Raw genomic sequence first — 5,921 nt, 5'->3', positions numbered from 1 at the left:
AGCAGCCGTTACCGCAGAAACGGATATGTACCCGGTCCAATCCAACATCCTGGTCGGCCCAGAGGCCGCCATCGGGGGCAAGCCCCCTCCCACAGTTGGTTTGTTTTACCAGACAGACCTCATCCTGCTGCGCTTGCTATCTACCAAAAGTAACTTAAGGATGGTAACTTACTAAAAGTAGATTAAGCCCAAAAGGACGCCATGCCATGCACGCACTGATCGTTGTTGCCCATCACGACCCGCAATCCCTTACCCGCAGCGTGGCCGAGCAGGTCGGCGCGGGTTTGAGCGCTTGCGGCCACACCTTTGAAATCGCCGACCTCGCAGCGGAAGGTTTCGACCCACGCTACACCGCCGCTGACCACCGGGTACACCGCAGCGGTGCAATGCCGCCGGCGGATGTGCGGGCCGAACAGGCACGCATCGACCGCGCCGACGCGTTGGTGCTGGCGTTCCCGATCTACTGGTGGTCCATGCCGGCGTTGCTCAAGGGCTGGATCGACCGTGTCTTCGTCAACGGCTGGGCGATCGAGTACGGCCCGGACATCCCCATGACCAAGAAACTGCGGCACTTGCAGGTCCATCTGCTCGCCTTGGGCGCTGCGGATGCAAGCGCCTTTGACCGGCACGGCTATGCCGAGGCCATGCGCACGCAGATCGATTACGGGATCTTTGACTATTGCGGCGCGCAGGTGCTGACCTCGGAGCTGCTGCTGGAGTCGGAAACCGACAGTGCCCAGGCGCATTTGCACAAGGCCAGGATGGTCGGGCAGGGGCTGTTTGAGCGTGAGACCGTCGCCGGGTGATTCAAGCGTCGCGAAACAGGTCGTGGGCGTCCAGCAAGCGGTAGGCAATCTCGGGCTGCTTCTCCATGCCGCGACGAATCGCTGCCGGGATCGATTGCCGGGTCTTGCGACACAGGCCGGGCAGTTCGTCGATGACGATCTGGATCCCGCGCATGCTCTTGACCTCGGTATGGCCCGGCGCGATATGCAGGCGGATGCCCAACTGCTCGTACATACGCTGCTGCATATGCTCCAGGTCCTGCAGGCTCTTGAGGTTTTCCAGGCGCTCGAGCAGGCGTTTTTCTTCCTGGCGTGTCAGGTTGAGAATGCGCAGGTCGGCGCCGGGCGCCTCCAGCAAGCGTTCGCGCTCGCAGACGCAGGCGCCGGGCGGGCAGGGTTGGCGAATGGTCATGTGCGTGCCCTCCCGTAACCTGCGTGGTGGCCTTAGTCGCTGAGCGTCACGCCGAGGCTGCCCAGGGCCTTCCAGTACCCGGGGTAGGTCTTGGCCACGCAGTCCGGGTCCTGGATCCGGATGCCCGAGACTTTCAGCCCGGCCAGGGCAAAGCACATGGCTATGCGGTGGTCGGCATGGGTGTCGATCGATGCGTTGCACGATGTGCCGGCCAGGGCCGGGTCGGCGGCCACCAGCAAGTCGTCGCCCTCGATGGTCGCCAGGCCCGCACGGATTGCGTTGAGGCCGTCATGCAGCGCCTGCACGCGGTCACATTCCTTGACGCGCAGGTTGGCCAGTTCAGTGAAGCGCACCGGGGTGTTGTTGAAGGCGGCGAGCACCGCCAGGGTCGGGATGGCGTCCTGCATCTGCGAGCCCACTACCGTAGCCGGCATGTTCGGGAACTGGGCGATCACCGCCTGGGCCTTGGCGTCCGGCTGGGTGAAATCCTCGGCGGCGACGCCGATGTCGATACGGCCGCCGGTCAACACTTGCGCGGCCCACAAGTAGGTGGCTGCGGAGGCGTCGGGTTCGATCAGGTAATCGTGGGCGGTGTAGCCGGTCGCGGCCACGCGCCAGGTGCTGTCGTCGACGGCTTCAACCTGGGCGCCGAAGGCACGCATGCAATCGAGGGTCAGGTCCACATAGCCACGGGCGCCGATGTCCTTGCCGGTCAATGCGACTTCGATCGGCGCTTCGCCGCAGGCTGCGAGCATCAGCAGCGCCGACACATACTGGCTGGACAACCCGCCATCGATCTCGAAGCGCTTGGCCTGGACCTTGCCCACGCCATGCACGGTCACCGGTGGGCAGCCGGTCGGGCTGTCGACCCGGATGCCGTTCTGGCCGAGAGTGTCGAGCAGTGGCCCGATCGGGCGCTTTTGCATGTAGTCGTCGCCGTCCAGTAACACGGTGCCTTCCACGGTGGCGACAGCAGCGGTGAGAAAGCGCATGGCGGTGCCGGCATTGCCGAGGAACAGCGGCTGCGCCGGCCATTGCAGTTTGCCCTGGCCGGTAACCACGAAGGTGGTGTCGTCCGGCTCATCGATGGTCACGCCCATCTGCCGCAGGGCCACCGACATGTGGCGGGTGTCGTCGCTCTTCAGGGCGCCGCTCAAGCGGCTGGTGCCGTTGGCCAGGGCCGCCAGCAACAGGGCGCGGTTGGTAATGGATTTGGAGCCGGGGGGCGCGACCTTGCCATTGAGAGGAAAGTTGGGCGGTGTAACGGTCACGGTTTTCTGCGAACTCAAGGGACAAGGCTCCTGATCAAGGCGAGGTGGCATGGAGTGGCCGACGGGGCGGACCCGAATAATCGGCCAAAGGTGCGGTGCTTGTCGAGATTTAGCGCTGGCTCAGCCAGTAATCGTGCAGCGCTCGGGCGGCCGGTTCGATTTCGCCGACCTGTTGCTGATGAGCCTGCACATCCAGGTCGGCCGGCAACTCGAAGTTATCCTGCTCGGCGCACCAGGAGATTTTTTCGAACTGAACGGCCAGTTCGGCGGGCAGCGCTGGCCAGTTGCCAATGGCGGCGCCACGGATGTAGCCAAAGCACCATTCTTCCGCAAGGGTCACAGACTGGCCGTGGTGCTCTTTTTCATCGAACAGGGCCTTGAACTCACTGGAGTCGCCGGCCAGTTGCGCCGCCAGTGTGTTGAAGTGGCGTACACACAGGTCCAGGAACTGCCCGGCCTCTGCGGGGCTTTCCCAGTCCGGGTGCTGCCCGCCCCAGATTGCCGGGAACCACTCGGCGATCTCCACCTGCGTCGGGCTGGAGACCAAGGCCGTGAAATAACCGTCGAGTTCAGCCAGGTTCAGCACCGAATGGTCGTCGCCGTATTTGAGCAGGGTCTCTTCGATCAGGTCGAAATCGGCGGGGGTGAGGGGCTGGGCGTGCATGGGGCATATCCTTCAAACGTCGAACGCCGCAGTGGGGCGGCTTAAAGCGCCAAGGATGGCGCCTGGCAAGGTTTTTTGCCAGTCCCGCTTTTGGCCGATGCGCCGTTGCCTGGCCTTGTTATAGTTCAGGCCTTATCACTCGCCAGTCAGGGATCACTGCCATGTCCGAATACCAAGCTTTCGTCGTTGAACTCAACGGCAACGTTGCCCATGTGCAGATCAACCGCCCGGAAAAAATCAACGCGATGAACGCGGCGTTCTGGAGCGAAATCATCGATATCTTCCAATGGATCGAAGACACCGATGCCGTGCGCGCGGTGGTGCTCAGCGGTGCCGGCAAGCACTTTTCCTCCGGCATCGACCTGATGATGCTCGCTTCGGTGGCCAACGAGCTCGGCAAGGATGTGGGCCGTAACGCGCGCGTGCTGCGGCGCAAGATCCTCGAACTGCAAGCCTCGTTCAATGCGGTCGACAACTGCCGCAAGCCGGTGCTGGCAGCGATCCACGGCTATTGCATCGGCGGCGCCATCGACCTGATCAGCGCCTGCGACATGCGCTACGCCGCCGAGGACGCGCTGTTCTCGATCAAGGAAGTCGACATCGGCATGGCCGCCGACGTCGGCACCTTGCAACGCCTGCCGCGCATCGTCGGCGACGGCATGTTGCGCGAACTGGCCTACACCGGTCGTCAGTTCGGCGCCGAAGAAGCGCGCAGCATCGGCCTGGTCAATCGTGTGTATGCCGACTCGACCAGCCTGTTGGCGGGCGTCATGGCCATCGCCCATGAAATCGCCGCCAAGTCGCCCATTGCCGTCACCGGCACCAAGGCGATGATCAGCTATATGCGCGATCACAGCATCAATGACGGCCTGGAATACGTTGCCACCTGGAACTCGGCTATGTTGCAATCCAACGACCTGCGCGTGGCCATCGCGGCCCATATGAGCAAACAGACACCCGAATTCGTGGATTGATTGATATGACCCCAGGCTGGATTACCACAACGCTGCTGGACAACGACGCCGCCGGCGGCTGGGCCGTGGCCCGCAGCCGCGACGGCTTTTTGCATGATGCCAACGGGCCGCTGTTCCCCCGCGAATGGCTCAAGCGCCAGGACCTCTCGGTCTTTGCCGAACACGGCATCGGGCACCTCGATGGCGAGCCGGTGTACCTGCTGGAAATCAACGCTGCTGCCCAGGTGCCGGGCTGCAGCTGGCAAGGCCTGCGCGGTTTTATGCTGCAAGGCGATCACACCCTGTACAAAGTGCTGGGTTATGCCGCACAGATCGGTACCTGGGCGCGCGAGCACCGCTTCTGCGGCAGTTGCGGCCAGGCCATGGTCCAGGTGCCACGGGAGCGGGCGATGTACTGCCAGGCCTGCGACCTGCGCAGCTATCCACGGATTTCGCCGAGCATGATCGTGCTGGTGACCCGTGGCGATGAAATCCTGCTGGCGCGCTCGCCACGCTTTGTCACCGGGGTCTACAGCACCCTGGCCGGCTTCGCCGAGCCGGGTGAGTCGGCTGAAGACTGCCTGATCCGTGAGGTGCGCGAGGAAGTGCAGGTCGAGGTGAAGAACCTGCAGTACATGGGCAGCCAGTGCTGGCCGTTCCCGCATTCGATGATGCTGGGCTTTCATGCCGAGTATGCCGGTGGCGACATCGTGCCCCAGGCCGATGAAATCGAAGATGCGCAGTGGTTCAATATCCACGACCTGCCGCCGTTGCCGGCGTCACGCTCGATTGCGCGCTACCTGATCGACCTCTATGTGGCGCGCCGCCTAGGCCACGCTGAACCAGTGCTGCCAGGCTAGGCGCACGGTCAGGCCGAGCACCACGGTGATGAACACCGGGCGAATGAACTTGGCGCCGCCGCTGATGGCGCTGCGAGCGCCAAAGAATGCGCCGCCCATCACCGAGATGCCCATCACCAGGCCGACGATCCAGTCCACCGAACCGTTGATGATGAACACCGTCAGTGCCGCCGCGTTGCTGACGAAGTTCATGCTGCGCGCCACGCCGCTGGCCTTCACCAGGTCGATCGGGTGCAGCAGCATCGTGCTCACGGTCCAGAACGCGCCGGTGCCGGGCCCGGCCACGCCGTCATAGAAGCCCAGGCCGAAGCCCTGGGTGGCCTGCCATTTCTTCTTGATGGGTGCCTCGGCGTCCAGCGGCGCCTTGGGCGTGCCGCCGAACAGCAGGTACACCCCGCAGGCGAACACGATCACCGGCAGCATCTTGTTCAGGGTTTCGGCGGGCAAATAGTGCGCGACCACGGCGCCGGTCAGCGCACCGATCAACGTACCGACGATGGCATGCACCCATTGGCGCGGGTGGAACAGCTTGCGGCGGTAGAAGGTAAAGCTGGCGGTAGCCGAGCCAAAGGTTGAACTGAGCTTGTTGGTGCCCAGCACCAGGTGCGGTGGCATGCCGGCGGTAAGCAGGGCAGGGGTGGTGAGCAGGCCGCCGCCGCCGGCGATGGCGTCGATGAAACCGGCAACAAAGGCCACGACGGCGAGAATGGCGAGGGTGGTCAGGTCAACGCTGAGTTCGAAGGGCATGGGCAGGGCTTATTGTTGGTTGTTGGCGGGGCTGCTGGGAAGGCCGCCATCTTACCCCCCGGATGTACGCAAAACCAAATGTGGGAGGGGGCTTGCCCCCGATGGCGGCCTCTGGGCTGGCCAGGATGTTGGATCGGACCGGGTACATATCCGTTTCTGCGGTAACGGCTGCTATGGGTTCCGCTTTTACAGCGGCTCACTTTTGAAAAGCGCAAAAGTAAGCAAAACG

At 63.5% G+C, this 5,921-nt stretch carries 7 protein-coding genes; 3 read left to right on the top strand and 4 right to left on the bottom strand.

Features of this window, described 5'->3' with window-relative positions; translation table 11 throughout:
- The first annotated feature begins 206 nt into the window (after positions 1 to 206).
- Positions 207 to 806, top strand: a complete 600-nt coding sequence (locus tag BFQ00_RS10560; RefSeq protein ID WP_065933483.1) for an NAD(P)H-dependent oxidoreductase — start codon at positions 207 to 209, stop codon at positions 804 to 806.
- Position 807: 1 nt separating this feature from the next.
- Here the strand turns inward: BFQ00_RS10560 and BFQ00_RS10555 are convergent, their stop codons facing one another.
- The 3 genes from BFQ00_RS10555 to BFQ00_RS10545 form a co-directional block, all read right to left on the bottom strand.
- Positions 808 to 1,197, bottom strand: a complete 390-nt coding sequence (locus tag BFQ00_RS10555) for a hypothetical protein (RefSeq protein WP_065895435.1) — start codon at positions 1,195 to 1,197, stop codon at positions 808 to 810.
- A gap of 32 nt (positions 1,198 to 1,229) precedes the next feature.
- Positions 1,230 to 2,486: a 3-phosphoshikimate 1-carboxyvinyltransferase gene (locus BFQ00_RS10550; protein WP_065933482.1), complete on the bottom strand. Its 1,257-nt coding sequence runs from the start codon at positions 2,484 to 2,486 to the stop codon at positions 1,230 to 1,232.
- 91 nt (positions 2,487 to 2,577) lie between these two features.
- Positions 2,578 to 3,132, bottom strand: coding sequence for a UPF0149 family protein (locus BFQ00_RS10545; protein WP_065933481.1), 555 nt, complete (start codon positions 3,130 to 3,132; stop codon positions 2,578 to 2,580).
- A 161-nt stretch (positions 3,133 to 3,293) separates the two neighbouring features.
- Between BFQ00_RS10545 and BFQ00_RS10540 the strand changes: the two genes are divergently transcribed.
- Together BFQ00_RS10540 and nudC are read left to right on the top strand one after the other, a co-directional pair.
- Positions 3,294 to 4,106: a crotonase/enoyl-CoA hydratase family protein gene (locus BFQ00_RS10540; RefSeq protein WP_065933480.1), complete on the top strand. Its 813-nt coding sequence runs from the start codon at positions 3,294 to 3,296 to the stop codon at positions 4,104 to 4,106.
- Positions 4,107 to 4,111: 5 nt separating this feature from the next.
- Positions 4,112 to 4,945, top strand: a complete 834-nt coding sequence (gene nudC / locus BFQ00_RS10535; protein WP_065884471.1) for an NAD(+) diphosphatase — start codon at positions 4,112 to 4,114, stop codon at positions 4,943 to 4,945.
- Here nudC and BFQ00_RS10530 read toward each other — a convergent pair.
- On the bottom strand, positions 4,913 to 5,692 hold the full coding sequence (locus tag BFQ00_RS10530) for a TSUP family transporter (RefSeq protein ID WP_065933479.1): 780 nt from the start codon (positions 5,690 to 5,692) through the stop codon (positions 4,913 to 4,915). The genes nudC and BFQ00_RS10530 overlap by 33 nt on opposite strands.
- Positions 5,693 to 5,921 lie beyond the last annotated feature (229 nt).

The sequence above is a fragment of the Pseudomonas sp. 28 E 9 genome, from assembly GCF_900004785.1.
GTDB lineage: Bacteria > Pseudomonadota > Gammaproteobacteria > Pseudomonadales > Pseudomonadaceae > Aquipseudomonas > Aquipseudomonas orientalis_A.
Note: the sequence above shows the minus strand (reverse complement) of the source record. Positions and strands in the feature narration are given on the sequence as shown.

Bases quoted from the DNA above. Each gene is read 5' to 3' on its own strand.
- BFQ00_RS10555 (WP_065895435.1), bottom strand. From the start codon at position 1,197: ATGACCATTCGCCAACCCTGCCCGCCCGGCGCCTGCGTCTGCGAGCGC.
- nudC (WP_065884471.1), top strand. From the start codon at position 4,112: ATGACCCCAGGCTGGATTACCACAACGCTGCTGGACAACGACGCCGCC.
- BFQ00_RS10560 (WP_065933483.1), top strand. From the start codon at position 207: ATGCACGCACTGATCGTTGTTGCCCATCACGACCCGCAATCCCTTACC.
- BFQ00_RS10540 (WP_065933480.1), top strand. From the start codon at position 3,294: ATGTCCGAATACCAAGCTTTCGTCGTTGAACTCAACGGCAACGTTGCC.
- BFQ00_RS10545 (WP_065933481.1), bottom strand. From the start codon at position 3,132: ATGCACGCCCAGCCCCTCACCCCCGCCGATTTCGACCTGATCGAAGAG.
- BFQ00_RS10530 (WP_065933479.1), bottom strand. From the start codon at position 5,692: ATGCCCTTCGAACTCAGCGTTGACCTGACCACCCTCGCCATTCTCGCC.